29 protein-coding genes (1 of these 29 only partly in view) are annotated in these 26,824 nt (G+C 42.2%); 8 read left to right on the plus strand and 21 right to left on the minus strand.

Annotated features, from left to right (window positions below; all coding sequences use genetic code 11):
- The 14 genes from SporoP8_RS07295 to acpS all read right to left on the minus strand — a co-directional run.
- Positions 1 to 1,755 carry the 5' portion of a Tex family protein gene (locus SporoP8_RS07295; RefSeq protein WP_085133584.1) on the minus strand. Its footprint begins 387 nt before the window's first position, so only the first 1,755 of its 2,142 coding nucleotides appear in the window; its start codon is at positions 1,753 to 1,755; the stop codon falls past the left edge of the window.
- Positions 1,756 to 1,867: 112 nt separating this feature from the next.
- Entirely contained in the window at positions 1,868 to 2,464 is a 597-nt protein-coding gene (locus tag SporoP8_RS07300; protein ID WP_085131897.1) for a PP2C family serine/threonine-protein phosphatase, read from the minus strand.
- The gene (sigB, locus tag SporoP8_RS07305) at positions 2,464 to 3,249 is read right to left on the minus strand and encodes an RNA polymerase sigma factor SigB (protein WP_085131898.1); all 786 of its coding nucleotides are present in this window, start codon (positions 3,247 to 3,249) and stop codon (positions 2,464 to 2,466) included. The genes SporoP8_RS07300 and sigB overlap by 1 nt, the downstream gene beginning before the upstream one ends.
- Entirely contained in the window at positions 3,224 to 3,697 is a 474-nt protein-coding gene (gene rsbW / locus SporoP8_RS07310; RefSeq protein WP_085131899.1) for an anti-sigma B factor RsbW, read from the minus strand. Before rsbW ends, sigB begins: the two co-directional genes overlap by 26 nt.
- Positions 3,684 to 4,025 carry an STAS domain-containing protein gene (locus SporoP8_RS07315; RefSeq protein WP_085131900.1) on the minus strand — a complete coding sequence of 114 codons (342 nt, stop codon included), beginning with the start codon at positions 4,023 to 4,025 and terminating at the stop codon, positions 3,684 to 3,686. The genes rsbW and SporoP8_RS07315 overlap by 14 nt, the downstream gene beginning before the upstream one ends.
- 102 nt (positions 4,026 to 4,127) lie before the next feature.
- Positions 4,128 to 5,132, minus strand: coding sequence for a PP2C family protein-serine/threonine phosphatase (locus SporoP8_RS07320; RefSeq protein ID WP_198166090.1), 1,005 nt, complete (start codon positions 5,130 to 5,132; stop codon positions 4,128 to 4,130).
- A gap of 13 nt (positions 5,133 to 5,145) precedes the next feature.
- Positions 5,146 to 5,547, minus strand: coding sequence for an anti-sigma regulatory factor (locus SporoP8_RS07325; RefSeq protein WP_085131901.1), 402 nt, complete (start codon positions 5,545 to 5,547; stop codon positions 5,146 to 5,148).
- A gap of 2 nt (positions 5,548 to 5,549) precedes the next feature.
- Positions 5,550 to 5,912, minus strand: coding sequence for an STAS domain-containing protein (locus SporoP8_RS07330; RefSeq protein WP_083034138.1), 363 nt, complete (start codon positions 5,910 to 5,912; stop codon positions 5,550 to 5,552).
- A gap of 1 nt (position 5,913) precedes the next feature.
- Positions 5,914 to 6,741, minus strand: a complete 828-nt coding sequence (locus tag SporoP8_RS07335; RefSeq protein ID WP_085131902.1) for an RsbT co-antagonist protein RsbRA — start codon at positions 6,739 to 6,741, stop codon at positions 5,914 to 5,916.
- Positions 6,742 to 6,928: 187 nt separating this feature from the next.
- A complete protein-coding gene (locus tag SporoP8_RS07340) occupies positions 6,929 to 7,279 on the minus strand; it encodes a type II toxin-antitoxin system PemK/MazF family toxin (protein WP_029054722.1) in 351 nt (116 codons plus the stop codon).
- Between the two features lie 4 nt (positions 7,280 to 7,283).
- Positions 7,284 to 7,589, minus strand: a complete 306-nt coding sequence (locus tag SporoP8_RS16870; protein ID WP_099628036.1) for a transcriptional regulator — start codon at positions 7,587 to 7,589, stop codon at positions 7,284 to 7,286.
- A 155-nt stretch (positions 7,590 to 7,744) separates the two neighbouring features.
- Positions 7,745 to 8,857, minus strand: coding sequence for an alanine racemase (alr, locus tag SporoP8_RS07350; RefSeq protein ID WP_085131904.1), 1,113 nt, complete (start codon positions 8,855 to 8,857; stop codon positions 7,745 to 7,747).
- Between the two features lie 87 nt (positions 8,858 to 8,944).
- Entirely contained in the window at positions 8,945 to 9,979 is a 1,035-nt protein-coding gene (locus SporoP8_RS07355) for a LolA family protein (protein ID WP_085131905.1), read from the minus strand.
- Positions 9,980 to 10,074: 95 nt separating this feature from the next.
- Positions 10,075 to 10,431 (minus strand): holo-ACP synthase, encoded by a 357-nt coding sequence (gene acpS, locus SporoP8_RS07360; protein ID WP_085131906.1) that lies wholly within the window; start codon positions 10,429 to 10,431, stop codon positions 10,075 to 10,077.
- Between the two features lie 68 nt (positions 10,432 to 10,499).
- On the opposite strand from acpS, the gene SporoP8_RS07365 reads away from it, so the two are divergent.
- Positions 10,500 to 11,105: a rhomboid family intramembrane serine protease gene (locus SporoP8_RS07365; RefSeq protein ID WP_085131907.1), complete on the plus strand. Its 606-nt coding sequence runs from the start codon at positions 10,500 to 10,502 to the stop codon at positions 11,103 to 11,105.
- Positions 11,106 to 11,283: 178 nt separating this feature from the next.
- Here the strand turns inward: SporoP8_RS07365 and SporoP8_RS07370 are convergent, their stop codons facing one another.
- From SporoP8_RS07370 to SporoP8_RS07395, 6 genes are all read right to left on the minus strand, one after another.
- Positions 11,284 to 12,819 carry a PH domain-containing protein gene (locus tag SporoP8_RS07370; RefSeq protein WP_198166091.1) on the minus strand — a complete coding sequence of 512 codons (1,536 nt, stop codon included), beginning with the start codon at positions 12,817 to 12,819 and terminating at the stop codon, positions 11,284 to 11,286.
- A complete protein-coding gene (locus SporoP8_RS07375) occupies positions 12,812 to 13,291 on the minus strand; it encodes a PH domain-containing protein (protein ID WP_085131909.1) in 480 nt (159 codons plus the stop codon). The genes SporoP8_RS07370 and SporoP8_RS07375 overlap by 8 nt, the downstream gene beginning before the upstream one ends.
- Positions 13,292 to 13,427: 136 nt before the next feature.
- Positions 13,428 to 14,948 carry a degradosome RNA helicase CshA gene (locus SporoP8_RS07380; RefSeq protein WP_085131910.1) on the minus strand — a complete coding sequence of 507 codons (1,521 nt, stop codon included), beginning with the start codon at positions 14,946 to 14,948 and terminating at the stop codon, positions 13,428 to 13,430.
- Between the two features lie 429 nt (positions 14,949 to 15,377).
- Positions 15,378 to 16,070, minus strand: a complete 693-nt coding sequence (locus tag SporoP8_RS07385; RefSeq protein ID WP_085131911.1) for an alpha/beta hydrolase — start codon at positions 16,068 to 16,070, stop codon at positions 15,378 to 15,380.
- On the minus strand, positions 16,067 to 17,437 hold the full coding sequence (locus SporoP8_RS07390) for a UDP-N-acetylmuramoyl-tripeptide--D-alanyl-D-alanine ligase (protein ID WP_085131912.1): 1,371 nt from the start codon (positions 17,435 to 17,437) through the stop codon (positions 16,067 to 16,069). Before SporoP8_RS07390 ends, SporoP8_RS07385 begins: the two co-directional genes overlap by 4 nt.
- A gap of 14 nt (positions 17,438 to 17,451) precedes the next feature.
- On the minus strand, positions 17,452 to 18,513 hold the full coding sequence (locus SporoP8_RS07395; RefSeq protein WP_085131913.1) for a D-alanine--D-alanine ligase: 1,062 nt from the start codon (positions 18,511 to 18,513) through the stop codon (positions 17,452 to 17,454).
- A 217-nt stretch (positions 18,514 to 18,730) separates the two neighbouring features.
- On the opposite strand from SporoP8_RS07395, the gene SporoP8_RS07400 reads away from it, so the two are divergent.
- Together SporoP8_RS07400 and SporoP8_RS07405 are read left to right on the plus strand one after the other, a co-directional pair.
- Positions 18,731 to 19,915: an FtsW/RodA/SpoVE family cell cycle protein gene (locus tag SporoP8_RS07400; protein ID WP_085131914.1), complete on the plus strand. Its 1,185-nt coding sequence runs from the start codon at positions 18,731 to 18,733 to the stop codon at positions 19,913 to 19,915.
- Between the two features lie 74 nt (positions 19,916 to 19,989).
- Entirely contained in the window at positions 19,990 to 20,334 is a 345-nt protein-coding gene (locus SporoP8_RS07405) for a zinc ribbon domain-containing protein YjdM (protein ID WP_085131915.1), read from the plus strand.
- 69 nt (positions 20,335 to 20,403) lie between these two features.
- Here the strand turns inward: SporoP8_RS07405 and SporoP8_RS16660 are convergent, their stop codons facing one another.
- The gene (locus tag SporoP8_RS16660) at positions 20,404 to 20,544 is read right to left on the minus strand and encodes an Lmo0850 family protein (protein ID WP_198166092.1); all 141 of its coding nucleotides are present in this window, start codon (positions 20,542 to 20,544) and stop codon (positions 20,404 to 20,406) included.
- 240 nt (positions 20,545 to 20,784) lie between these two features.
- On the opposite strand from SporoP8_RS16660, the gene SporoP8_RS07410 reads away from it, so the two are divergent.
- The 5 genes from SporoP8_RS07410 (at position 20,785) to cls (ending at position 26,811) form a co-directional block, all read left to right on the plus strand.
- The gene (locus tag SporoP8_RS07410; protein ID WP_085131916.1) at positions 20,785 to 21,114 is read left to right on the plus strand and encodes a metal-sensitive transcriptional regulator; all 330 of its coding nucleotides are present in this window, start codon (positions 20,785 to 20,787) and stop codon (positions 21,112 to 21,114) included.
- Positions 21,115 to 21,126: 12 nt separating this feature from the next.
- Entirely contained in the window at positions 21,127 to 21,336 is a 210-nt protein-coding gene (copZ, locus tag SporoP8_RS07415) for a copper chaperone CopZ (RefSeq protein ID WP_085131917.1), read from the plus strand.
- Positions 21,337 to 21,356: 20 nt separating this feature from the next.
- Complete coding sequence (locus tag SporoP8_RS07420) at positions 21,357 to 23,762, plus strand: heavy metal translocating P-type ATPase (protein WP_085131918.1); 2,406 nt, start codon at positions 21,357 to 21,359, stop codon at positions 23,760 to 23,762.
- A 322-nt stretch (positions 23,763 to 24,084) separates the two neighbouring features.
- A complete protein-coding gene (locus tag SporoP8_RS07425; RefSeq protein ID WP_085131919.1) occupies positions 24,085 to 25,260 on the plus strand; it encodes an MFS transporter in 1,176 nt (391 codons plus the stop codon).
- Between the two features lie 99 nt (positions 25,261 to 25,359).
- A complete protein-coding gene (cls, locus tag SporoP8_RS07430; protein WP_085131920.1) occupies positions 25,360 to 26,811 on the plus strand; it encodes a cardiolipin synthase in 1,452 nt (483 codons plus the stop codon).
- Positions 26,812 to 26,824: the final 13 nt, after the last annotated feature.

The following is a 26,824-nucleotide window of genomic DNA, read 5'->3' on the forward strand; positions in this document are numbered from 1 at the left end:
GAGAGCAGTTGTCGCTTCTTCTGTACCAAGCTGGGATTTATCGAGTTGCAACTCTTTTAACACTGCCTCTGCTACTTTATAACTCTCTGGGTGAATGCCTGTCGAGTCAAAGCGCTCTTTTGATTCTGGTATGCGTAAGAAGCCGATTGCCTGTTCGTAAGTTTTCGCGCCGAGTCTCGGTACCTTTTTCAACTCTGTACGTTTTGTGAACTTACCTGCTTCTTCTCTTGCTTTGACAATGTTCTCTGCCACGGCTTTTGAGAGACCTGAAACATACTGTAATAGCGAAGATGAAGCGGTATTAACATTAACCCCCACTCGGTTCACCGCTGTTTCTACAACAAATGAAAGTGATTCCGTCAGATTCTTTTTCGCTACGTCATGCTGGTATTGTCCCACACCAATAGATTCCGGATCAATTTTCACGAGTTCAGACAATGGGTCTTGCAGTCTCCGTGCAATGGATACCGCACTTCTTTGCTCTACCTGCAGGTCCGGGAACTCTTCTCGTGCCTTTGCAGATGCTGAATATACACTCGCTCCAGCTTCATTGACAATTACGTAGGAAACCGGCTTGTCCACTTCTTTAATTAAATCGACAATAAATTTTTCCGTCTCCCGTGATGCAGTCCCGTTACCAATCGCCATAATGGATATCGGATATTTCTTCAATAGATCGAGTATTACTTTTTTCGATGCTTCTTTTTGTGGCTTCGGTGGATGAGGATAAATGACCGAGATGTCATGGAGCTTTCCTGTTTCGTCCACTACTGCAAGTTTACATCCTGTTCTGAATGCCGGATCTACACCAAGGACCGTTCTACCTTTTAACGGTGGTTGTAATAGAAGGCTACGAAGATTTTCCGAAAATACGTGAATTGCTTGCGTTTCCGCTTTTTCAGTTAATGTCGTTCGTACTTCTCTTTCTATTGAAGGGGCAATTAAACGTTTAAAAGAATCCTCTAACGCTTCTCTTATATACGTTGCAGATGATGAAGGATGTCTCTTTAAGTACGTACGTTCAAGATCTCCAATGATGCGCTCTGCCGGGAAATCTACTCCAACACGCAATACATCTTCTTTTTCTCCTCGATTAATAGCTAAAACGCGGTGAGGTACGATTTTACTGAGTGGTTCTTCATATTCATAGTAGTTTTCAAAAACTTTTCGTTCATCTTCTGCGCCTTTTTTAAGGGTAGCTGTCAGTTTTCCGGATGCCCATGTGATTTTACGAATTTTCTCACGCATTGTTGCGTCTTCCGATACTCTTTCCGCAATAATGAACTTGGCGCCTTCTAACGCATCTTCTATAGTATGGATTTCTTTTTCAATATTGATATAGGCTTGTGCTGCATTTTCAATATTTGCGGATAACTGTTGCATCAATTGATCAGCAAGTGGTTCTAAGCCGTTTTCAATCGCAATCATCGCTTTCGTACGTCGTTTTTGTTTATAAGGGCGGTACAAGTCTTCGACACGCTGCAATACTGTCGCGCGCTCAATGTCTGCCTTTAACTTATCATCCAGCTTCCCTTGTTCATCGATTAAACGCAAAACTTCTTCTTTTCGCTGTTCGAGGGATTTTATATAATGATAGGCATCTTCAATCTCTTTGATCTGTACTTCATCTAGTGAACCTGTTGCTTCTTTTCGGTAACGCGCAATAAAAGGTACAGTGTTGCCTTCTTCCAACAGAGCGATGACACTTGCCGTTTGGCGTTTACTGATTCCTGCGCGGCTTGCTGTTGCTTCCATAAGATCTTTTGACAATTTAACCACCCTTTCTTCTTTCCATATAATAGCATGTTTCCAATGCAGTTTCCTTCTACGGCTATTTATTTTCAAGCACAAAAAAGCCTGCTTCAACTTAATGAAGCAGACTAGCCGTGATGAATGTTGCATCATCATTATCTTCAATCGTACCTTCAACCTTTTTATACAATTGATACGGAGTAGAGTTTTCTTGTAAGTATTTCTTAGGACTTCGCAAGTTTACGCCGTCAGAGTGGAGAAAGAACCGGTCGTTCTTATTATAAGGATATCTTTGCGTACGAGGCGATTGTGGTCGTCCGGATAGATAACCCATTACCGGTAAGGGATAAATCATCTGACCATTCGATTGCAGAATATAGATCCGAATATTACCGACACAACTATATTCTAGGGTTTGCTGTTCAAAGTACACTTTCACAATCCCTACTGCAGCACCGCGTTTATGCACCATCTGTTTATTGCAACGCAGTAACAAATCGTCAGGTGATTCATGATGATATATCTTTAAGACTTGTGGAATGATTTCAGCGGATTCTTTCGCTTCCGTTCCACTGCCCAAGCCGTCTGCAATAGCACAAATGAAATAATCTTCTTCTGAATGAATGTAGTATGCATCCCCAGAATCTTTATTACCTTTTTTTGACTGTTGGTATATATATGCCTCTACATAGTCATTCTCAAAAGTTTCCACTAATTTGCACCACCACTCGTTAGGATTACCTCTTGTAATTTCTTGATTGCTTTCCGTTGCAGTCTTGAAACATGCATTTGGGAAATATCCAGTAATTCTCCAGCTTCTTTCTGGCTCATCTGATCGATATATGTATACTGGATAATCTGACGTTCGCGTTCACTTAAAACGTTCAGTGCATTCAAAACAAGCATACGCTGATCTGTTTTCTCAAATCCGTCATCCGTCTCACCAATAATATCTAGCAACGTAATGGTTCCGCCTTCTGAATCCGCATCTAGTGTATGGTCAATCGATAACGCTTGGTAACTTCTGCCCATTTCCATCGCTTCAAGCACTAACTCCTCGTCGGTACCAAGATATTCTGCTATTTCATAGACCATTGGCGAACGTTGAAATTCAGTTGTTAACGTTTCAACAGCCGCTTTTATTTTAGGTCCTAATTCCTTGATTCGTCGCGGTACGTGAACAGCCCATGTTTTATCTCGAAGGAAACGCTTGATTTCCCCGATGATGGTCGGTACAGCAAACGCTTCAAAGTTTCGTCCTTGCTCAGGATCATATCTTCGAATCGCGCCTAGTAGTCCGAGCATTCCTGCTTGGACTATATCTTCATGATGAGATTGTCCACGCGAATATTTGCGCGCGATAGAATGCACCAGTCTCTCATAATGGAGGACTAATTGTGTTTGCGCGTGGTCATCATTATTCTCTTGATATTCGTGTATCCATTTAAGGACTTGCTCTTTTGTCTCACTGTCACGAGAAGACTGTTGATTTGACATGATCCTCTCCCCGCTCTCTGCCCAAATATTTGGTCATGAAAACAATGACACCCTCCCCTTGGTCTACTTTGACTTCATCCATTAAAGTTTCCATCAAGTAAAGTCCTAAGCCACCTTCTCTAAGAGGTGATTCTTCATTCCAATCTTGATAGGGTCCGACTTTTTTCTTTGTTTCTTCAAAGTCAAAGCTTTGACCATGATCCGTCACGACAATTTCCAGGCGATCTTCATAGAGGGCACATCCTAAAATCACTTCACCTGTTTTTTCATCATTGTACGCGTGCTGCACAGCATTCGTCACTGCTTCACTTGCAGCGATCTTCAAATCTTCAATTTCGTCATATGTGAATCCAATGCGGCTTGCAAGACCCGATATAGCTAAACGGGCTACACCTACGTACTGGGCTTTTGCAGGAACTTTTATTTCGATGTAATCAAACGCTTGCATTATTTTCGCCACCTTTAGATTGTTCTATCTCCATAATCTCACTGAGGCCCGTAATTTCAAACAATCGATAAAGGCGTTGGTTTAGTCCTTGAATGACTAATTTTCCATTATGCGCTTTTACTTCTTTATAGTATCCGACAAATACGCCCAGGCCTGTACTGTCCATATAATTCACTTCAGATAAATCTAATTCTATTTCGATTCCTTCCACTAACTCTAAAGTAGCCAAATACTCTTTTAATTTTGGCGCTGTATATATATCGATTTCGCCGATAACTTTAAAATTATGCACGAGATCTTTATCAACTTGCTCAACTTGTAAATTCATTTCGCCACCCCGATCGTTTTCTCTATTTTCTCTGAATGCACAGCGTAATCTTGCTTGCTACACACTCATTGTTTTATACCCATTCTCTAATTTCTTAAACATTTATTTTGTTTTCTTCAAAATTACAAGTGTGAAATCATCATGCAATTCATAGTTTTGCATTTTAGACAGCTCGCTAAATAAATAGTCAACCATCGTTTGCGCACTTTCCGAACGCACTTCGCGCAATAAACTTTCTATAACATCCATCTCAATGAAACCTTTATCGGTTCTGGTTTCCGTTACACCATCCGTCATAATCGCGACGAAATCATTATTATCAAGACGCACAGTTCGTTCTTCATACACTGCGTCTTCTTGCACGCCTAGCAATAGACCTTTACTTTCTAGCAAACTGTACGAATCTTCTGCCGCACGATAAAATAGAGCCGGTTCATGTCCAGCTGAAGAATAGCGGAATATTGAGTTATTTGTATCATACTTTCCGTAAAACATGGAAATGAACATGGAATCAGCAATGCTTTGTTCTACCATTTTATTGATAAAGCTTAACACTTCAAAAGGATTTCTTTTCTCATACCTCAGACTATCCATACCGAACTTTACCATGGACATATGCATCGCTGCCGACATGCCTTTTCCGATAATATCAGCAACCGCCAAGCAAACCTCTTGTTCTGTTTCCTTGAGGAAGTATACATAATCCCCATTCATTTGCTTCGACGGTTTGGAAATCCAACCTATATCCAGGCCTTCCAACATAGGAGTTGTTGTTTGTAACAAAGTATTTTGTACTCTGACAGCAATATCCATCTCCGTTTGAATGGCCTCTTGTTTGCGGATCAAGCTCTGATGCTCTTTTAACGCTAGTCCATAATGAATCATCATTTCGATTAAAAAGTCGAAAGAGACGCTGACATCGGCCGGCAGATCTTTAATCAGTTCTTCAACAGAATTTTTATGAATACTGATAACATCTTCCGGCGCGATACTCTTTTCTATGAAGCTGCGGCTGAATTGCTGTCCCAAATAGAGATCTTCTTCTCCTTTGGAGTGCAGATAATTCTCCAGCATTTGCTTATACTGCTTACCCGCCTCTTGTGGCAATACCCTTCAACTCCTAGTGCAACCATTTTGTTGCTGTAATAGTGGTACCTACGCCCACTTCTGTTTCTATCCGAAAATCATCCATCAGTCGTTTGACTCCTGGCATTCCTGCACCCAGTCCTCCTGAAGTCGTATATCCATCTGTCATAACTTTTTGCAAATCAGAAATTCCTGGCCCTTCATCGGAAGCGGTAATAAGTAAACCCACCCGCGCACCTACTGAAATAGGCACAATTTCGATTCGGCCTTTTCCTGCGTAAAGGTATATATTTCTCGCTAATTCACTAATGGCAGTCGTAATTCTAGCTTGGTCGACTGTTCCAAAACCCGTACTTTTCGCCTCATTGCGGCCTAATTGTCTAGCTGCAACAATATCCCACTCCGTCTTGATCTCTATAGAAGACCTGTGTTCCATGGTCAGGCCTCCAATTCTCTAGTCAATTTCTCTAACCCATTCTCTAGATCTAATGCAGTTGTCACGTTTTCTAAACGGATACCTAATTCAATTAACGTAATGGCTACAGATGGTTGAATACCCGTGATGACAACTTTCGCACCCATCAGACTTGTCATATGAATAACATCCCCAAGCACTTTTGCGATGAATGAATCAATGAAGTCGATTGGTGTCAAATCAATCACGACGCCCCGTGCAGATGTTTTATGCAGTTGATTCAATAAATCTTCTTGGAATTGTAATGCTGTCTGATCGTCAAGCTCCACTTGAATAGATACAATCAATGTATCCTTTAGCTTTAGAATCGGGATTCGCATCTTCATACTACTTTTCCTCCTCCACAATTGTCCGACCTGTCATTTCAAGCGCTTTTTGCATACCTCTGCGCAACGTGCTTGTCGTTGAGAAATCGGTAAGATTAATACCAAGCGTCACAATAGTCTGTGCAATTTCTGGGCGAATTCCGACTAGCATACATTTCGCCCCTACTAATCGAACCGCGTCTGCCGCTTGAATGATATGGTGCGCAACCATTGTATCGACTACCGGTACACCTGTAATATCAAGTAACACGACTTCAGCGCGCTGCTTGACAACACCTTCCAATAGATTCTCCATGATCAATTTTGCACGTTCTGTATCGATTGTCCCAACTAACGGCATGACAGATATCTTGTCGAATACCGGGATCAAAGATGCGGATAGTTCTTGCAAAGCAATCTTCTGCAAGATGTCCGTACGTTCCCACTTCGTAGAATATTCTTCGATGATGCTCTCTCTTAGCGGATTGATCCAGTTTGAAAGGATATTAATTCCTTCGCGCAAGTTGGACTCTCGTAAAATCCCCGTCTCAAAAAATAGGTTATATACGACGCCAGAAAACGTATCAATTGCCCGATTGATAAACTTAATTGACCATCCAAAATGAATGATTTTCTCTGTAAACTCATCCAGTCTTCCCTTGTCCACTGTTTCGCGATACGATAGATTAGACGTCATCAATTCTGCAAACTCTCTACTAGTTGTTGCCACTACAGCTTCAGGCATTAAATCTAGAAAACGCTCATCAGCATTCTCTTTCATTTGTTCTACCCAGCGCGTAGTGATTATATCTATATTCTCGGCTATACCTTTTTTCATGACTTCGTTCATCGTTATTTGTTCCTCCCTACATCTTCAGTTACCTCTATTGTATCGAATTCCATTGCAAACTACATGTTTTTAATCACTTTTTTTGAAATTACTTAAAAAAAAAACACTATAACCGATTGGCTATAGTGTTTTCAGAAGCCATAAGTTACTGGCGCCATCTGCAATAAAAGTTAGTAGAATATGTATGCTAAAATTTAATAAGCCCGAAGCTTACTTGTAAAGCTTCGTCGACTTGCTTCATTAACGCATCGTCTAAGTGTGTTATTTTGTCTGTAAGCCTAGACTTGTCGATTGTGCGGACTTGCTCGAGCAGGATGACTGAATCCCGCTCGAATCCATGCCGGGCCGCTGTAATTTCGACATGTGTCGGCAATTTTGCTTTTTGAATTTGTGCAGTAATGGCTGCCACAATCACTGTAGGACTGAATCGGTTACCGATGTCGTTTTGGATGATCAGTACCGGTCTAGTCCCACCCTGTTCAGAACCGACTACAGGTGACAAATCTGCAAAAAAGACGTCTCCGCGTTTAATTGCCAACTTTTCATCCTCCGCTGACGCAACGTTCCACGGTATGCTGAGCTTCAAATTCCGCATATAAACATTCTGCCGCTATGTTGAGGTTGATTTGCGACATTTCCACATAACCTCTAATCATGGCTTCACGTAATAAGGAAGCTTCGCCATGTTTGATATGTTTCACATCTGTCGTATAAACGAAATCTTCTTGCACTTGCTCCCATTGAAAGATTGCGTCTTCATTTTGCTGTTGCAATCTGGTTGAGGCTATACTAAGTATTCTTTTATCGTTTTTATCCGTACGCAAATCGAGCACCTCCGACAAACCCATCCCTCTATTTCTATATCATTTCTATCTTACCATTTATATTGGAATATGAAAAGACAAGGTTTGAAGTGTTTTGACAAGAAATACTAGTTTCGTCAGTAGAATGTCGAATTAGATGATCGTTGCGTCATATATTCCGCCAGATAGTTTCGACGTTTTCACGTATAGACTCTAGGTATCCGTGTAGAAAATGTTACAGCTATTTCATAGGGTATCGTGTTTAGGCGTTCAGACCATTCTTCTATACCTATTTCTTCGTTGCCCTGTTTGCCGATCAATAGTACCTTTTCACCTTCAGAATATTCACGAGGTAATCGAATCATGCATTGGTCCATGCAAATGGTGCCAACAATCGGTACCCTCTTGCCATCGATTAGTACTTCCTGACCTTTAAGTGAACGCTTCAGCCCATCCGCATAACCCACAGGTAATGTTCCGATCCATTCTCCCTCAACCGCTTTATACGTACCGCCATAGCTAATTTCTTCGCCAGCCGTCATTTGTTTCACGTAGGTTAATTCGGTTTCTATCGCCAATGCCCGTTCAAGCGTAAACGGTAGCTGCTTTGCAACGGTATGAGACGGCGGAATACCGTATAAACTTATGCCAAACCTAACAGCGTCTAGTGCATATTCAGGATACAACAAAGCCCCTGCGCTATTCGATGCATGAATGAGACGCGGTTTTTCAGGCAAACATTTTACTAGACGCATAAATCGTTCATACTGTCGCCGCGTTGGTTCTCTATTTTCTTCATCTGCACGTGCAAAATGTGTGAATACACCATCAATAAATAAATCGGACTGCTGAATGCGCTTCACCAATTGCGTGAGCTCTTCTTCAGTCCTCACTCCGATTCTACCCATCCCACTGTCGATTTTTACATGAATTCTGCATTTATTATCAAAGGGTTGTTGTGCAATCACTTGTTTTACCCAATTCTCACTCGTAACCGTTAGAATAATGCGATGTTGTGCAGCTACAGCGGCAAATGACACCGGTGAAAATCCCAGTACAAGAATATCGACCGTCGGCTGCGTTTTCCTGAGCGTCATCGCTTCATCCGGAGTCGCAACAGCAAACATTTCTGCTCCCGCTCGCAATGCAGCGGAAGCAGCCTGCGCTACTCCATGACCGTATCCATCTGATTTGACGACCGCGATCAACTTGGTTTCTTTAGGTAAATAAGACATAAGGCGTTGTGCATTGTGCCGAATAGCTGCTGTATTAATAATCGCTCGTGTTGGCCGATACTGTGTTTCGTTGAACATTTCCTTCCACCTCGTTATAGGATAGACTGTTGCATGAAATAATTATCTATCCAAAGGCACAGTCTAGTCAATTGATTCAGTCGTTAATTACTTGGATTCTGTCGCTGTCATCGAATTTGCTACAGTGATTAATTCTTCTTTGCTTAACATGTCAGATGCAACAAAGAACGCCATGCCATTCGCTTCCCAGTGAATAGATTTTTCCGTCAATGCCGCTACCGCGAAACCTAGATCAACTGGATCACCTTCTATGGAAACTGGCATTTGATTCAAGGGCTTTTCAGCCGGTTCCTGAATGACAACATATTCCTTATCTCCACTGAATGTCATGATAACACGCTGACCATTCTCAATTTCCACACTCTTCTCTTCAGACAATGTTGTACCTTGTAAATTAGCAACCGGATAGTAAGTTTGTTGATCTACCTTAGCTTGATCTTCCCCATCACCTTCTGTTGCTTCTCCATCAGAATCCGATTGATCACCATCTGCTTTTGGTTTATCCATTTCTACCTTATACTCAGCCACTTTATGCTCTACACCCAAGGCAATTTTATCGAACTTAATGGAAATCTTTTCTTCTCCTGCTTCATCATGAATCGTCACCTTGTTTGGTAACAAAGTCTTTTTATCGATATGAATTTTCTGAGTTGGTAAAAGTGATTTATGATTATTGCGTGTTGCCGTTTCAAAGATATACTCTTTTTCTTTTTCTTCCATTACCGCTGCCTTGTCTACCTTAATATCTTCAGCAAGCGTTCCGATCAGATACCCTTGACTGTTTTGCGCCGGCCAGTCACTTTGGAATTTATATGTTTTGCCAAGTGACGGCGTAATAACAAACACACCTTCTTCATTACGGACGATCATTTGCGATTCTTCATTCCCCGATTGCGTTACATTTACTTTGTAAAACTCTGGCTTAGTATGCCATACTTCCACATTGTACATCCGTGGCTCCGAACCTGTTTTGATTTCCATCGAGGCATTTAGCTCATACCCCTTCGTTTCATTCCACTTATTACTAAGTTTCTTCATGACATCTTCTTTAGAGGGTTTACCGCATCCTCCTAGTACTAACATAACGGCAACGACTGTTAACAAAATAATTTTTTTCCGCATTCTTTTCATCCTTTCTCCAATCAATTCGGGTAGCTTATCTTATGAGAGGGATGAATCGATTATGCGAGCTTGTTTTAAATTCTATTCAGACGCTTTCAGGATTCCATTAAGACCACTTGTGCAGCAGCTACATTTCGAGTATGTGTAATGCTAATAAACCCTTGAACCAGTTGACTATGGAAGTATAATACAGGGCGACCACTTGCTTCCGAAATGACTTCAATGTCCAAAAAACTGCAATCCGTTCCGATTCCAGTACCTCGCGCTTTCGAGAATGCTTCTTTGGCAGCAAAGCGCCCCGCCAAGTATTCATTTTTACGGTGGCCATGTAGCGTTTCATATACTCGTAGTTCTCTTTCGGACAATATCCGTTCTCTGAATTTCGCGCCACGGCCATCCAAACGGGCTATGCGATCCAATTCCACGATGTCTAATCCAATTCCTTGTATCAAAATGAACAACTCCTTTCCCTTCAAGTTAAATAATATGTATAATCAGTACAGAAGATTGAGGTGAAACCATGTTTATAAGAACGGAAAACTTTTCACAATATGTTCGCGCATATCCTGTCGTGACATTTTTGCTCGCCTTAAATATCGGGATATTTATCTATACATTAATTCCCGGCATTGGTGATCGGCTCTTTTTATTCGGCTTGGGAGATAACTTGCTCATTGCGAACGGAGAGTATTGGCGCTTAATAACCCCGATGTTTTTGCATGGCGGTTTCATGCATTTACTATTTAACATGTTCTCGCTTTTCGTTTTCGGACCAGAGCTTGAGAAAATCGCAGGGAAAGCACGGTTTATCACCGTATATTTGTTAGCCGGCTTGTTCGGCGATATCGCAACATACTTCGTGCAGCCTGTTGCCTATACACATGTCGGTGCAAGTGGTGCGATCTTTGGTGTGTTCGGTGCGTTTGGCGCGCTTGTGTATTACACGAAGCATGCATTTCCACAGTTGAGACAAGTTATTTTACCGATTATCATCATTAGTGTTGTGATGACGTTTGTCGGGACGAATATCAACGTGACAGCGCACATTGCAGGGCTGCTCACAGGCTTCCTGATCGGGTTGAGCTTTTTCAATCCGAAGAACATTGTTAGTTGGCGAAAAAAGTAGTGTCATGCAAAGCCAGACAAGGATTATCCTTGTCTGGCTTTTTAAATGGAGAATTGCATAAAGAGTCAATTAGTGGGTACGAAAAGATTGGAGTAATAGCGAAGCGTTAAGAGCACAAATTTCCTATCCTATCTCCTGTCAGCCTATCCACTTTCACTAATCCAAAAGCCAGACAAGTTTAGTTGTCCGGCTCTGTTTGTGATTCTGTGCTTTCTGGGTGGTACTCATACCAAGACAGGAACTTTTCTGCGTCTTCCTGAGACATGTGACGAATGGCTGGGGCGTCGAGTGTCATACCTGACTTGACATTGGCTGTGATCGTTGCAACCTTTTTCCTGCGATGGAAGTAGTTCTGATCCAACTCCATCGACTGAATCCGATTCTTCTCCGTAAACACCGTCTGCCGGCTGACTATGCGAAAACGCATAGTCAATTGTTTCGGCAAGATCGTGTAGGCCGCCGTCTTGTATTGCCAAATACCGTGCAATCCTACCAACGGCAACAATAACAACATCAGCAAGCCGTAAGGAAAGAAGTTGTACGAGACAACCGCTATCGCTATAAGTGTCACAAGTAACTTAAAACGATAGTAGAAACGTTTCCCTCTTCCACCAATTTTCTCTATCGGTTCACTGAAGTCTATAGTGGGAAATAACTCTTGCAATGGTTCGACAATGCGATTTCGTTTCGCTAGCGGAAAAAGTTTGATGCGCGAACCTTCTCCCACTCCCCCCGCACTGTTGATGATGACCGCTCCGTAGCCGAATAACTGACGGATAGGATTTTCGATGATCGTAATATTTTGTACACGTTTCAACGGCACAGTAACCCGTTTCTTCTCAAGTAACCCCCGCGTGATGACTAAATCATCTTTCTCACGCATGACTTTGAAATCATAATTCGCAAGGAATGTCATCGCGATGGATAGCAACCAAACAATCAGGAAACCAAGTGCTACAAGGGCTGCAATGACGAAAATACCGATACGGATGAAAGATTTCAATTCTCCGAACAACCAGTCGTACGGGATGAGTTCCTCGATTTGCGATAGGAAGACGATCGCACCAGATAAAATAACTCCGATCCCACCCGAAGTTGTCGCAAGCATAAGCAAATCCTTTGTCGTCATAGAAAAAACTACTGGTGCTGGTTGTTGTGCTATCTGCACTTCTTCCTCCGGCTCTCGAATCAACTGCCACTCTATTTGATCAAATAATGCTGGTTTTGGACCTATAACTTTCATTTTTTTTGATTGCTTAATTTCTTTTTCAATCTGTTGCGCTGCTTCCTTCGTGATTGCAGTTAATTCAGCTTCCGCATCTTTACCGGATGACGAACCTGCTGTTTCAATTTTGACCTTAACCAGCTGAAATGGTCGATGAAAAATACCTTCTGTATAATCTAGACTTTGAATACGATCGAATGGAATGTAACGCTTTTTCCGTATAAACAACCCCGATACGATGCGCAACTCCTGATCTTCAAACCAGTAATCAAAACGGCGCCATTTCACAATACCGGAAACTAACGTGAATATGAGAAGCACGCCAAATAAAATCAAAGACCAATACTGGATATACCATGGTGCTGTACTTTCTCCTTTGAAACCATTCACGAAAACTAAAATTACGAACGGACCTATCAAATCTTTCAGTGCTTTGGCGGTCTCGACTACAGCTGAAATCCAATGTAGTTTATAATGTGGTTCAGACATCGTCTTTCGCCACCCTTGCAAACGTGGAAATACGGTTGCGCAGTTCATCTGCCTCTTCCGTCACTAGCGCAGGAATGGAATGAGTAGTCGCTGCAGTGGAAATTGTGATAGAAGCCAGACCATACTTACGTAAAATCGGCCCTTCCGCTGTGTCCACGTGCTGAACGCGCACCATCGGAATGAGCGTACGATTGACAATGAATAATCCGTGTTGAAGTTCAATTTCTGCTTCACGTACTTCATAGCGCCAGCGTTGCCAACTAATTTTCGGGAATAAATAAATTGATAAAAACGCATATAATAGTACAATTACTGTAACGACGATCATAATCCAAATCGGCCATTCAAAAAAATACGACAAAAAACCTAAACCGACTGCGATGGCTAATATAATCACACTTTGAATCGTTCCATATAATCTCCAAACGGTTAATCCTTTTCTGGAGATTTGATTGGAAGGTTGCTGTCTCACGGGTCCACCTCTTTTCAAATTTCTACTCACTATATACGTAACAATCGTGAAAACGTTTCATTCTAATCGATCATATCATATTCACGACAAAAAAATCCGGGCTGCTATAATGCAGGCCCGGATTTTATATTTTTTCTTAGCGTTCTGAACGAGCGCTACTGTTGCGTCGTGATGCGCCATCTCTTCTTGCACCATCGCGTGGTCCACTACTACGTCTAGTTGATCCGCCAGCTGATGAACCGCCACCACTTCTGCCGCGTCCGCCTTGTGAACGTCCACCGCCGCTGCGATTGCCGCCTTTATAGCCACCAGAACGTGATGAAGATGGTCTGCGTGAAGGTAATGGACGCTCTTCTGAAATACTTACAGGTGTCTCATCAACACTTTTAGTCAATGACTTAAGTGCTGCCGCCACAATTTCTTTTGCATCATGTTTCTCAAGCAATTGTGCTGCTAATCCAGCATAATCCTCTGAATTATTCTGTTCAATTATTTCTACCAAGGAATCCACTGCATTTTTCTTCTGTTCAAGCAATGCCTCATCAGAAGTCGGTGGACGTAATGGAGTCATACGCTTCTTAGTCGTTTCCTCAACGATACGAAGGTAACCCATTTCACGTGGTGTTACGAATGTAACAGCCACTCCGCTTTTACCAGCACGGCCAGTACGACCGATACGGTGAACATAGCTCTCTGGATCTTGTGGAATGTCGAAGTTGTAAACGTGTGTTACGCCTGAGATATCTAATCCACGTGCAGCTACGTCTGTTGCTACAAGTACATCAATTTTATTGTCTTTGAACTGACGCAAAACTGACATACGTTTTGCTTGTGTCAAGTCACCGTGGATTCCTTCAGCAATATAGCCACGGATACTTAGTGCATGAGCCAACTCATCTACCCGGCGCTTCGTGCGTCCGAATACGATAGCCAATTCAGGCTGTTGAACATTCAACAATCTTGATAATACATCAAACTTCTCACGTTCGTGAGACTTTACGAAGAACTGTTCAATGTTCTCAACAGTCATTTCTTTTGATTTGATTTTTACTACTTCTGGGTTTTTCATGAAAGTTTCTGCAATCTTACGAATCGGAGCAGGCATAGTCGCTGAGAATAGCAACGTCTGACGCTCAGCCGGTACGCTTGCAAGAATTGTGTTGATATCTTCGATGAATCCCATGTTCAACATTTCATCCGCTTCATCCAAAACAAGTGTTTGAACATTATCAAGCTTCAATGTTTTACGGTTAATATGATCCAAAATACGTCCCGGTGTACCGACTACGATATTTGGATTATTACGAAGGGCACGGATTTGACGTCCGATTTCTTGTCCGCCATAAACGGAAAGAACTTTCGCACGGCTACCGTAGCCGACTTTATAAATTTCTTCTGATACTTGGATTGCCAATTCACGAGTTGGTGCGATGACCAACGCTTGAACTGCAGTACTCTTCGGATCCAACTTTTCAATGATTGGAATACCGAATGCTGCTGTTTTACCAGTACCTGTTTGTGCTTGCCCGATTACGTCGCGGCCTTCCATACCAAAAGTGATTGTTCCCTCTTGGATTGGTGTTGCCTCTTCAAACCCCATGCGTAGCAAAGCGTTTTGTGTTGCTTCACTAATATTCAATTCTGAAAACTTCGTCAAAATATTCATTCTCCTTTATTTCTCCATTTGACAATTGGTTACATCTGCAAATGAAAGCGCGGCAAATTCGAGCCATGTACTTTGAAAGTTGGGAGCGTTTCCGATATATCCATCTCTGGTTTATAAAAAGAATCTTCTAGAAGGATTCTTGTGGTTGAGAGGGGTCATATCAATTACACCGATCGTAATTGCGTCCAGATTTTTATACAGCACAATGTAAAACCCGTGACATACAAGGAAAGCCCGGTCCTTGCCGAGCGGTGAAAACAGCAAATCATTGCTAGTCTGCCTAATAATCACCGTTTTATTCAAAAAAAAGTACTCTCCGTATAGTATAACGGAAGAGTGCCGTGTAAATGTATCCAATTCCTTTCATCATTCTACCATGGCTTACACAAGACTGCAACGAATCCGCTTAAGTTCCATTAATCAGTCTTTGCCCATGAACTTCAGTACTTTCGCGAACCATACGTGGCGATCTTGGCTATAACAAATATGATGTTTACCATGTTCAGAATAAATCAGATGTTTTTCTTTTGATCCGAGTTGTTCATACAATAACTCGGCCGTGAATGCAGGAACGATACCATCTTGCTTCCCTTGCACGATACAAACAGGTGTTTTGACTTGATAATGATACGGTCGCACTAAGCGAACGACGCGTAAAAACTCTATCGCTACACGAACAGGTGTCTTTGTCAGTTTATAGTTATACAGATGATAAAACGAATCGGGAGGATAATTCTTACGTCTAAAAGGCCTCATCATGATTCTTGCATCTCCCAATAAAATACGCGGACTAATATATTTCGCCGCAGCACTTAATAGGACAAGCTTTTTTATCGGATAGCGTAGCGCCAAGTACATGGCGATCAAGCCGCCCATAGAGAAGCCGACGATTATGACGTCATCCACTTCTTTTTGTAGTTTTCTTAATTCTAATTCCGCAACCATCATCCATGACTTGGCGGTGCCTTTCTGTACGCCAAGATCCATTTCATGTCCCGGTAAAACTGGTACCGCTATTTTCCAATCGGTATAATTCTGTAGAAATCTTTTAAACGGAGCGATTTCAAAAGGACCACCTGTGAATCCGTGAATGATAAGAACGCCTGTCGTCACAACTCTTCCTCTGCGAGCATCTCTATGATACGTTCTAGTTTCATTCCTCTAGACCCTTTGAATAGCACCACTGTCTGATCCGTTAGTTTCGGGCGCAATGCCTCCGCAAGTAATACCATGTCATTCGCGGTCCACATAATATCACCACGGTAATCCTTCAACTGCTCCGATAACCACTTCATACGTGGTCCAAATAGCGCAATCCCATTTACGTTCATTTTATTCAGTTCGTCCGCAAGCTCTTCGTGATAGCGCTGTTCATCGGGACCAAGCTCCAGCATATCCCCAAGGACGAGCCACTTGTTTTGTTTGACGGACGTTTCATCGATAAAACGGAACGCTGCACGCATGGAAGTAGGCGCTGCATTATATGCATCATTAATAAGTAATGAACCATTTTTACCCGCTATAGGTTGCATACGCATATCTGTTAATGTTGTTTCACTTAATGACTCTTCAATTTGTTTTTCTGTCAGACCCAGCTCTTTTGCGATTATAATTGCAGCCAGTGCATTCTTCACTTGATGCGAACCGTAAACAGGAATGGTATACTGCCCCTCATGCTTACCAGTTATAGTAAATGAACTACCTTTATCTGTAGATATAATTTGTTGCGCAATCAAATCAGCTTGTTCATAACCGAATGACACACTGCGCAAATTGGACTTTTGATATACTAATCCTTTTAATAACGGTTCGTCACCATCGTAGAGCAACATACCGTTACCCTCTAGACCGTCGATGATTTCAAACTTCGCCTTTGCAATCCCTTCACGTGAGCCCAGATCTTGCATGTGTGCCTCACCAATATTAGTTATGACTGCAAACTGTGGTTTAGCAAGCGTTGATAAGAATGAAATTTCTCCAAAGCCGCTCATCCCCATCTCAAGGATAGCAACTTCTGTATCATCTTCAACAGCTAATAATGTCAGTGGCAAGCCCAGTTCATTATTGAAGTTGCCTTCCGTTTTCTTAACCTTTAGATAAGGTGACAATACCCCTGCAATTAGATCCTTCGTCGACGTTTTGCCATTCGACCCTGTGACTCCGATGACAGTACATGTCAATTCACTTCGGTAGCTACGGGCCATTTGCTGCAATGCGAGCTCTGCATCCTCGACGAATAGAAGAGGTAGATCTGTCGGTGGATTAGGTTCATCTTTCAGCCAAAGTGCTGCGATTGCACCTTGCTCAATTGCTCCTCCGACGTATTGATGGCCATTTACTTGTTCCCCTCTAAAAGGGATGAACAAGTCCCCCGCTTGCACTTTCCGTGAATCGATGCAGACACCTGTCACTTGTTGCTCTGCGATATGCTGTCCTTCCGCCTGAAGCCATTGCTGGATCGTTGTTAGATTTCGTTTCACGTTACTTCCTCCACTCAGTCCATTGTATATTGTAGTTGTTGTTTTTCTGTATGACGTTCTACTGCCAGTTCAATTAGCTGATCAATTAATTCTGGATAGGTCAATCCAGACTTCTGCCATAATAATGGGAACATGCTTGTCGGTGTAAAGCCAGGTAATGTATTTACTTCATTGATCAATACTTCGTCGTCTGCCGTAACGAAAAAGTCTGCCCGCACAAGTCCTGAACAGTCTAGAACTTTAAATGCCCGAATTGCCATGTCCTTCATACGCTTAGCAACTGCATCAGGCACTTCAGCCGGAATAGACAACTCCGTGCTTTGGTCTTTATATTTCGCTTCATAGTCATAAAAGTCAGCAACCGGGCGGATTTCTCCTGCTACCGATACGTTAGGATGATCATTACCAAGAACAGCCATTTCAATCTCACGAGCCACAATTCCTTGTTCTACAATGATTTTGCGGTCAAATTTCAATGCTAACTCAATCGCTTTTTCGAGCGACTCGCGATCATCCGCTTTGCTGATGCCCACGCTTGATCCAAGATTGGCTGGTTTGACGAACATTGGGTAGCTAAGTTCTTGTTCCGCTTGATCTAGTAATTGCTCGGCATGTTCTTTCCACGTACTGCGAATGAAGTGGACATATGCAACTTGCGCTAACCCCGCTTGAGCGAATAATTGTTTCATTACGACTTTATCCATACCTGCTGAAGAAGCGAGTACTCCGTTACCCGCGTATGGAATATTCAAGACTTCAAATAATCCCTGTACTGTTCCGTCTTCCCCGTTCGTTCCGTGTAGAAGTGGCAAAATGACGTCGGGCATATCTCCTTGCAAAAAACTTTCAATATGATCGGGCTTTGGTTGTTCACTTCTCAGACGTAATGTCTCAATCTCCGTGACGGGTCCAGTCAATGGTTCCCCTTTAAGCCATTCGCCTTGCATCGTAATATAGATTGGCAATACTTCATATTTACTTAAATCAAGCGCCTCTGTTACTGCCCGCGCTGTAGAAAGTGACACTTCATGCTCCGCGGATTTCCCGCCATATACTAAACCTAACCGTCTTTTCATGTAATCTCCTCACATTCCGTAGTTTTCATTCATACAGTTTACCATGAACGGAGCCAATTCATGAATGAAAAACCAACGTTCTCCATTCTTTTTACTTCACATAGAAACCAATCATTTCACAACTCGTCTATTAATGGGTGTACTTCTTAAAAAGTTTTGCGATATAATAGGTGATTATAGTAATAGAATACTAGCTTAAGAAAAGGTGATTTCATAATTGAAACAATCAAACAGGCTAGGTGAACGATTTGACTGGACACTTGCCTTTATCATTTTACTTTTCGCGATTGTCAGTTTTTTCGTCATCGGATCCGCTCAAACCTCTGAGCAATATACACAGAACTTCGTTTTAAAACAAGTGAGATGGTATATACTCGGTTCATTCATCGTAGCAATGGTCATGTATTTTGAACCTGATCAATATAAAAAGTTCGCTTGGTATTTCTATGGCTTTGGTATTTTCTTGTTGGTTTTTCTGATGTTGGCGCCAGGAGGTCCAGGGCAAATTGCAGAAATGCGCTACAGCGCAAAGCGATGGTTGCATTTACCCGTCATTGGGACGATTCAGCCTGCTGAGTTCATTAAGACATTCTTTATTATCGGGCTTGCCAAGTTGGTCAGCACGCATAACGAACGCTCGTTACACAGGACGTATACGACAGATTTACGATTGCTCGGTAAAATAGCGTTGATGCTGTTCGTTCCATTGGTTCTCATTATGAAACAACCCGATCTAGGAACTGCACTCGTATTCATTTCGATCACTGCCGCCGTCGTCATCGTTTCAGGTATTTCATGGAAGTTACTCGTACCTATCTTTTCATTAGGAGCTGTAGCCGCAGGTGCTGTGCTGTGGATGTCACTATTCGCACAAGACTTGCTCGATAAGTTCGGGTTTTCACCTTATCAGTTTAAACGTGTCTATTCTTGGTTAGATCCTTACTCTTATCCAACAGATGAAGGGTACAACTTGATTACGGCAATGACCGCAATAGGTTCCGGACAACTGACGGGTAAAGGTTTTCTGGAGCGCGTTGTATACATCCCCGAGAATCATACGGACTTTATCTTCAGTGTAATTGGAGAAGAGTACGGTTTTATCGGTGCTTGTTTAGTTATCACACTGTATTTTATTTTAATTTACCATTTAACGAAAGTTGCTCTTTCTTTGCACGATCCGTTCAGCGTATACATTTGCACGGGCGTCATTGCGATGATCGCGTTCCACGTATTCGAAAACATCGGCATGAATATCCAGCTGCTTCCTATTACAGGTATCCCTCTTCCGTTTATCAGTTATGGGGGAAGTTCCTTATTCAGTAATATGCTAGCAATCGGCTTGATTTTCAGTATGAAGTTCCATCAGCGAACGTATTTATTCGATGCGAATGACAATGACTAACTGTAAATGAATACTCACTCCCTTTCCGAGCAGGCACAAATTGTGTAGACTGTATAGGAAAGGGAGGTTTTTTTATGTCAAGTTTACCAAATTGTCCGAAATGCCAATCCGAATATACATATGAAGATGGGAACCTTCTCGTTTGTCCTGAATGTGCCTACGAGTGGACGCCTGGGACGACGGAAGAATCCGATCAAACAGGGATGCCCGAGATCAAGGACGCCAATGGCAATGTGTTGCAAGATGGAGATTCTGTGACGGTCATTAAAGATTTAAAAGTAAAAGGTAGTTCCAATGCATTGAAAATGGGGACGAAAGTGAAGAGTATTCGCTTAGTAGACGGTGACCATAATATTGATTGTAAGATTGATGGATTTGGCGCTATGCAGCTAAAATCCGAGTTTGTGAAGAAAATTTAAGGCATAAACTAACGCGAAAAGCTCACCCTCCAATATATTAGGGGGTGAGCTTTTCGTATGGTCTCTTATTTAGTTAGCTTGAACGGGTGGTGCTTGTACGGCAGGCGTCAATGCTTGCAACATATCACTTCTGGATTTTGTGAGTTTTGCGGAAACACCAAGCTTCGCCAAATTAGAAATAATTTTCTTGAAATCCATTTCTTTAGCCACTTCTTCCACCTCAACCTTCCTAGTCAGTTATATAGACGTTTGATCGCTCATGAAGTTCTATATTTTCAAAATTTCTTATTGCTTTTATTATACCACGCTAACCACCTTTTAAATCTTTCATTTCTGTTACATTTTCACCTTTTTTGCCAATATTAAACCCTAATATGTAAAAATGGATATTTTGACATACCCCCTATACGTATATTAGAATGAATATATACGAAAGGTGGTGGATATGGAGTGACGTTACTTCCTGAAGAACCTTCTCTAGATGAAGTAGAAAATTCTTGCCGCAAGAGTCATCATCCGGAAGAAATTAAGACGAACTTGACTCATCGTCTTAACCGCATAGAAGGTCAGATACGAGGCATTAAAGGTATGATAGAGCGCGATGTTTATTGTGATGATGTTATTACTCAACTATCCGCTACACAATCTGCTTTAAACAGCGTGGCAAATGTTTTGTTGGACGGACACTTAAAAGGTTGCGTCAAAAATCGATTGGCTGAAGGCGACGAAGAAGTCTTAGACGAACTGGCGAAAACTATAGCTAAATTAATTAGAAAATAGGAGGAATTATAGATGAATACAACTACATTGAACGTAAAAGGTATGACATGTAATCATTGCGTACAAGCAGTAGAAGGTGCATTAACGGAATTATCGGGAGTAGAACGTGCTTTGGTTGATTTAAAAGCGAATAGCGTAACCGTGCAGTTTGACGATTCTCTTGTAACCGTTGAAAAAATGAAAGATGCCATTGAAGATCAAGGTTATGACGTCGAAGCGTGACAAGAAAGGTGACCAGCACTATGAGTGAGCAAAAAAAAGAAATTGCTATAATAGGTATGACGTGTGCCGCTTGTGCTAACCGGATTGAAAAAGGGTTGCAACGAATGGAAGGCGTATCGACGGCTACTGTCAATTTCGCTACGGAAAAAGCGGCTGTTACATTTGATTCCAACCAAATCGGATTAACTGAAGTGGAAGACCGAATTAGAAAGCTAGGTTACGACGTACTGACGGAAGAAATGAACCTCAATATTAGCGGTATGACGTGTGCTGCTTGTTCCGCGCGAATTGAAAAAGTATTGTCTCGAATGTCCGGCATTCGATCCGCCACCGTTAACTTAGCACTTGAAACCGCTCATATAAGCTACGATCCAGCCGCTTTGGAATTGGCAGACATTTTGCAGAAGATCAAAAAAATTGGTTATGAAGCATCACCTCGTACAGAAGAATCAGATCATCAAACAGATTATCGACAGAAAGATATTGATGAAAAAACGCGCAAGCTAATTATTTCTTCAATCCTTTCATTACCACTCTTGTGGACCATGTTTGCACACTTTTCCTTCACTTCTTGGATGTATGTGCCAGCAATTTTCATGAATCCTTATTTCCAGTGGGTATTAGCAACACCTGTTCAGTTTTGGATTGGTGCCACGTTCTATAAAGGTGCTTATGCAGCATTACGTAACGGTGGTGCCAATATGGACGTACTCGTTGTTCTCGGTACATCTGCTGCCTATTTCTATTCGGTCTACCTTGTGTTGACCGGTGACGCACTGAATCACGGCTTATATTTCGAAACAAGCGCAGTTTTGATTACATTGATTTTATTAGGTAAATTATTCGAGGCACGTGCAAAAGGTCGGTCTTCAGATGCAATCAAAAATCTCATGAAGTTGCAACCGCAAGTGGCCATTCTAGAGCGCGACGGCGAAACGGTGGAAATACCCATCCACGAAGTAGCGCACGGAGATATTCTAGTCATTCGACCGGGAGCTTCTGTTCCTGTAGACGGAGTGGTGCTATCTGGATCTTCTGCAGTGGATGAATCCATGCTAACGGGTGAAAGCTTACCTGTAGACAAACAACAAGGTAATGAAGTGTTTGCCGCCACCGTAAACGCCAATGGTTCATTACGGATAAAAGCATCGAATGTCGGTAAAGACACGATGATTTCCAATATCATTCGCGTCGTAGAGGAAGCACAAGGTTCAAAAGCGCCGATCCAGAGACTAGCTGATCGGATTTCCGGTGTGTTTGTGCCTATCGTCGTCGGGATTGCGATAATTACGTTCCTCATATGGTATTTCGTAGTCGCACCTGGTGATTTCGAAGCTTCTTTAACAAGCTTGATTGCAGTTCTAGTCATTGCGTGTCCATGCGCACTTGGTCTAGCTACCCCTACTTCCATCATGGCAGGCTCGGGACGGGCAGCCGAAGAAGGCGTATTGTTTAAAACTGCTGAAGCAATGGAACAAACTCGTTTGATCGATACCATTGTTTTGGACAAGACGGGGACAATCACAAAAGGTCATCCAGAATTAACAGATTTCCATGTTCGCAATGAAAAACAGCGAATGTCTTTGCTTTCACTTGCTGCAGCAGCCGAAAGTGACTCTGAGCACCCCGTTGCAAAAGCCATTACGTCTTATGGATTGCAGCAGATTTCTACGCTGCCCATTGTTGAGTCATTTGAAGCAATTCCAGGTTACGGAATTCAAACCTTAATTGACGGACAAAACATTTTACTCGGAACAAAGAATCTGCTTTCTCACCATGATGTGGATTTTGATTCTACGATTGCTTCTGTAGAACAAATGGAAGGTGACGGCAAAACCGTCATGTTCATGGCAGTGGATGGAGTACACGAAGCAATCATCGCGGTTGCAGATACGATTAAAGATACATCGAAGCAAGCAATTGCTGAGCTGCGTGCGATGAACCTCGATGTCATCATGTTAACAGGAGATCAACATATGACGGCGCAAGCGATTGCAAATACCGCGGGCATCGATCATGTCATCGCAGGTGTGTTGCCAGAGCGTAAAGCAGAAGTCATCCGCTCTTTGCAAGCCGAAGGAAAGCGCGTAGCTATGGTCGGTGATGGTATTAACGATGCGCCCGCTCTTGCGGTAGCTGATATTGGGATGGCGATGGGTACTGGAACAGCGGTCGCGATGGATGCGGCTGACGTCACACTCATGCATGGCGATTTGTTGCGTGTAGTAGATACGCTGAAAATGAGCGAATTGACGGTCCGGAATATTAAGCAAAACTTGTTCTGGGCGTTGGCATATAACTCGATTGGTATTCCTATTGCAGCGGCCGGTCTGTTAGCACCTTGGTTAGCCGGTGCGGCGATGGCGTTTAGTTCGGTATCTGTCGTATTGAACGCTTTACGTTTACAGCGTGTGAAATTGCATTAAGAAAAGTATTAGGCTACCCTAGAAGTCGTAACATGCGATTTTCTGGGGTAGTCTTTTTCGCTTCTAAAGTGGAGGATTAAATAAGCTAAATAGATAGGCTAGCAAGGTTGTTGGGTTGGGGATTTGCGTTTCGGAGGGGAAGCGTGTCTTATGGGTCCGCGGTGAGACAACCACAAGGGACCTCGCGACCTGGTTGGCTCACCGAGAGCCCATGGGAAAGCGTCCGCCAACTTGAGCTTCCATCCCTTCACTGCTACTTGAATACTACTCCTATTCATCGTACGATAAGAAAGAAACTATTCATTCAGAAAGCGGGTTACATATGAAGAAAACGATCTTATTATTAATGTCCGTACAGTTCTTCGTTTATCTTGGCTTCGGCATCATTATCCCTATTTTACCTGAAGTTATACTCGCCGAAGGCTTTTCGCAAGTGCACGTCGGTGGTTTGTTGACGGTTTATGCCTTGTCTTCATTTTTCACTGCACCTTTATGGGGTGCGCTGTCTGACCGCACTGGTAGAAAGAAACTGATTATGATCGGACTGCTTGGCTTTAGCGTCAGTTTCTTTTTATTTGCGGCATTCATGCACCATATTGTATTGCTCTATATTTCACGTGTAGTAGGTGGTATTTTCTCAGGTGCACTGTATACAGCCGTAACAGGTTTCGTTGCTGATCTCACGACCGAGGAGAATCGTAATAAATATATGGGCCTGCTCGGCATGTCAATCGGTCTTGGCTTTATTTTCGGACCAGCGATTGGTGGTATTCTTGGTGACGTTCATTTGCAATTACCATTCATCGTTTCGGGTACTTTAACGTTATTATTAGCAGTGTACGCTATGATTATTCTGAGAGAGCCTACACGTCATAGCGAAGGAAATAAACGGGCGATTATTCCTAAAGGCGCCTCTGTGTTATGGACGTATCGTATTCGTTATCTATTTATCACTTCATTCATTATTACTTTTTTACTTGCCGGTGTGGAAGCAACATTCCAACTCTTCCAAATAGATAAGATTCAAATCACACCATTGCAACTAGGCTATTTGTTTATGGCTAGCGGTTTAGTAGATGCAGCTATTCAAGGCGGCGTGGTACGACGTGTGAAAAACGGAACGGAAACTTCATGGATCATCGTTGCGCAAGTTGTTACGGCAATTGGTCTAATACTCATTCCATTTTCCACAAGTTTGCTTTGGGCAGGTTTTGCGATGAGCGTATTCACCGCCGGTAACGCACTTGTTCGAACAGTACTCGTATCTCTTACAACGAAAGAATCAGGCGGCATGTACGGTACTGCGGCAGGTCTCTCATACTCGATGGATAATATGGGGCGGATTATTGGGCCGTTGTTATTTACGTGGATATTCACAATGCAAGCAGGAAATATGTACTTCATTTCTGCTATCATAGCGCTACTATCTATAGGACTCGTATTTATTTTCCGGAAATCTACTCGCTCTTTGCGAAACACAGAAGATCCAATTGTTTAATATAAAAAGGAAAAAGCTTCACTTTATTTTATTAATAGGCTATTTATTCGCAACTCCGTTATACTAAAGGAATAGTATATATCCTACGGGAGGAAGCATATGACGCAAGTTATTAGTTTGATTATCACAAGCACGTTGATTATTAACATATTTCTCGCGATTGCTTTGATATTTTTAGAGCGCCGAGATCCTACAAGTACTTGGGCATGGCTCCTCGTACTATTCTTTATTCCGATTTTAGGTTTCATTATCTATTTACTACTCGGTCGCCAATTGCGTCAAAAGCACTTATTCCGCTGGGAAGGTAGAAGTAAAATTGGTATTGAAAAGCTAATTAATTATCAACTCGAGGCCATAGAAAATGAAACGTTTGAGTTTCTAAAGACTGATACAGAAGAATATGACGATATGATTTATTTGCATTTGCGTAATAATCATTCCGTACTAACACAAGATAATGATGTGCAAGTATATACGGATGGTCGCGATAAATTCGACGCTTTAATTGAAGACTTAGAAAATGCTCGTGATCACATCCATATTCAGTATTATATTTTTCGGCTAGATGGAATAGGAAAGCAGATTGAAGAGATTCTAATCAATAAAGCGAAATCAGGTGTGAAAATACGGATGCTGTTTGATGATATTGGTTCACGTGGATTGCATGTGAAGAATTTTCATGAATTGATTGAAAGCGGTGGTGAGGTGGCAGCGTTCTTCCCCGCCTTGCTACCATTGATCAATCCTCGTTTAAATTACCGGAATCATCGGAAGATCGTCATTATCGACGGGCGAATTGGTTATATCGGTGGATTTAACGTCGGGGATGAATATTTGGGTCTCAGCAAGAAATTCGGTTACTGGCGCGATACCCATCTCCGAATCGAGGGAAGTGCAGTTCATCCATTACAAACGCGCTTTATACTCGATTGGAATCAAGCTTCTCCTAAAACGAACATCCAATACAATGAACGATTTTTCCCGGCGATTCCTCGTAAAGGGGATGTCGGCTTGCAGATTGTGTCTAGCGGACCTGATTCGGAGTGGGAAGATATTAAAGATGGCTACTTGAAAATGATATTTCTGGCCAAAGATTACATCTATATTCAGACGCCTTATTTTATTCCTGATACAAGTATGCTTGATGCACTTCGGATCGCGTGTCTGTCTGGCGTAGACGTCCGAATTATGATTCCTAATAAGCCGGATCATATGTTTGTTTACTGGGCTACCTATTCGAATGTCGGTATTTTATTAAAAGCTGGAGCAAGAATATATATTTATGAAAATGGTTTCATCCATGCCAAGCAAATCGTAGTGGATGATCAAGTGTCGTCAGTTGGAACAGCAAATATAGACGTCCGTAGTTTCCGCTTGAACTTCGAAGTGAATGCATTCATTTATGATCGAGAAAAATCACATGAATTAGCAGAGATTTTTGAGGAAGATATTCAAAATTCAACCGAGCTGACACTAGATGCTTATTTGGAGCGTGAGCGATTGATTAAAGTGAAGGAATCCATCTCTCGCTTACTTTCCCCTATTTTATAAACAAAAACAGCTG

Source organism: Sporosarcina ureae (genome assembly GCF_002101375.1).
Lineage (GTDB): Bacteria > Bacillota > Bacilli > Bacillales_A > Planococcaceae > Sporosarcina > Sporosarcina ureae_B.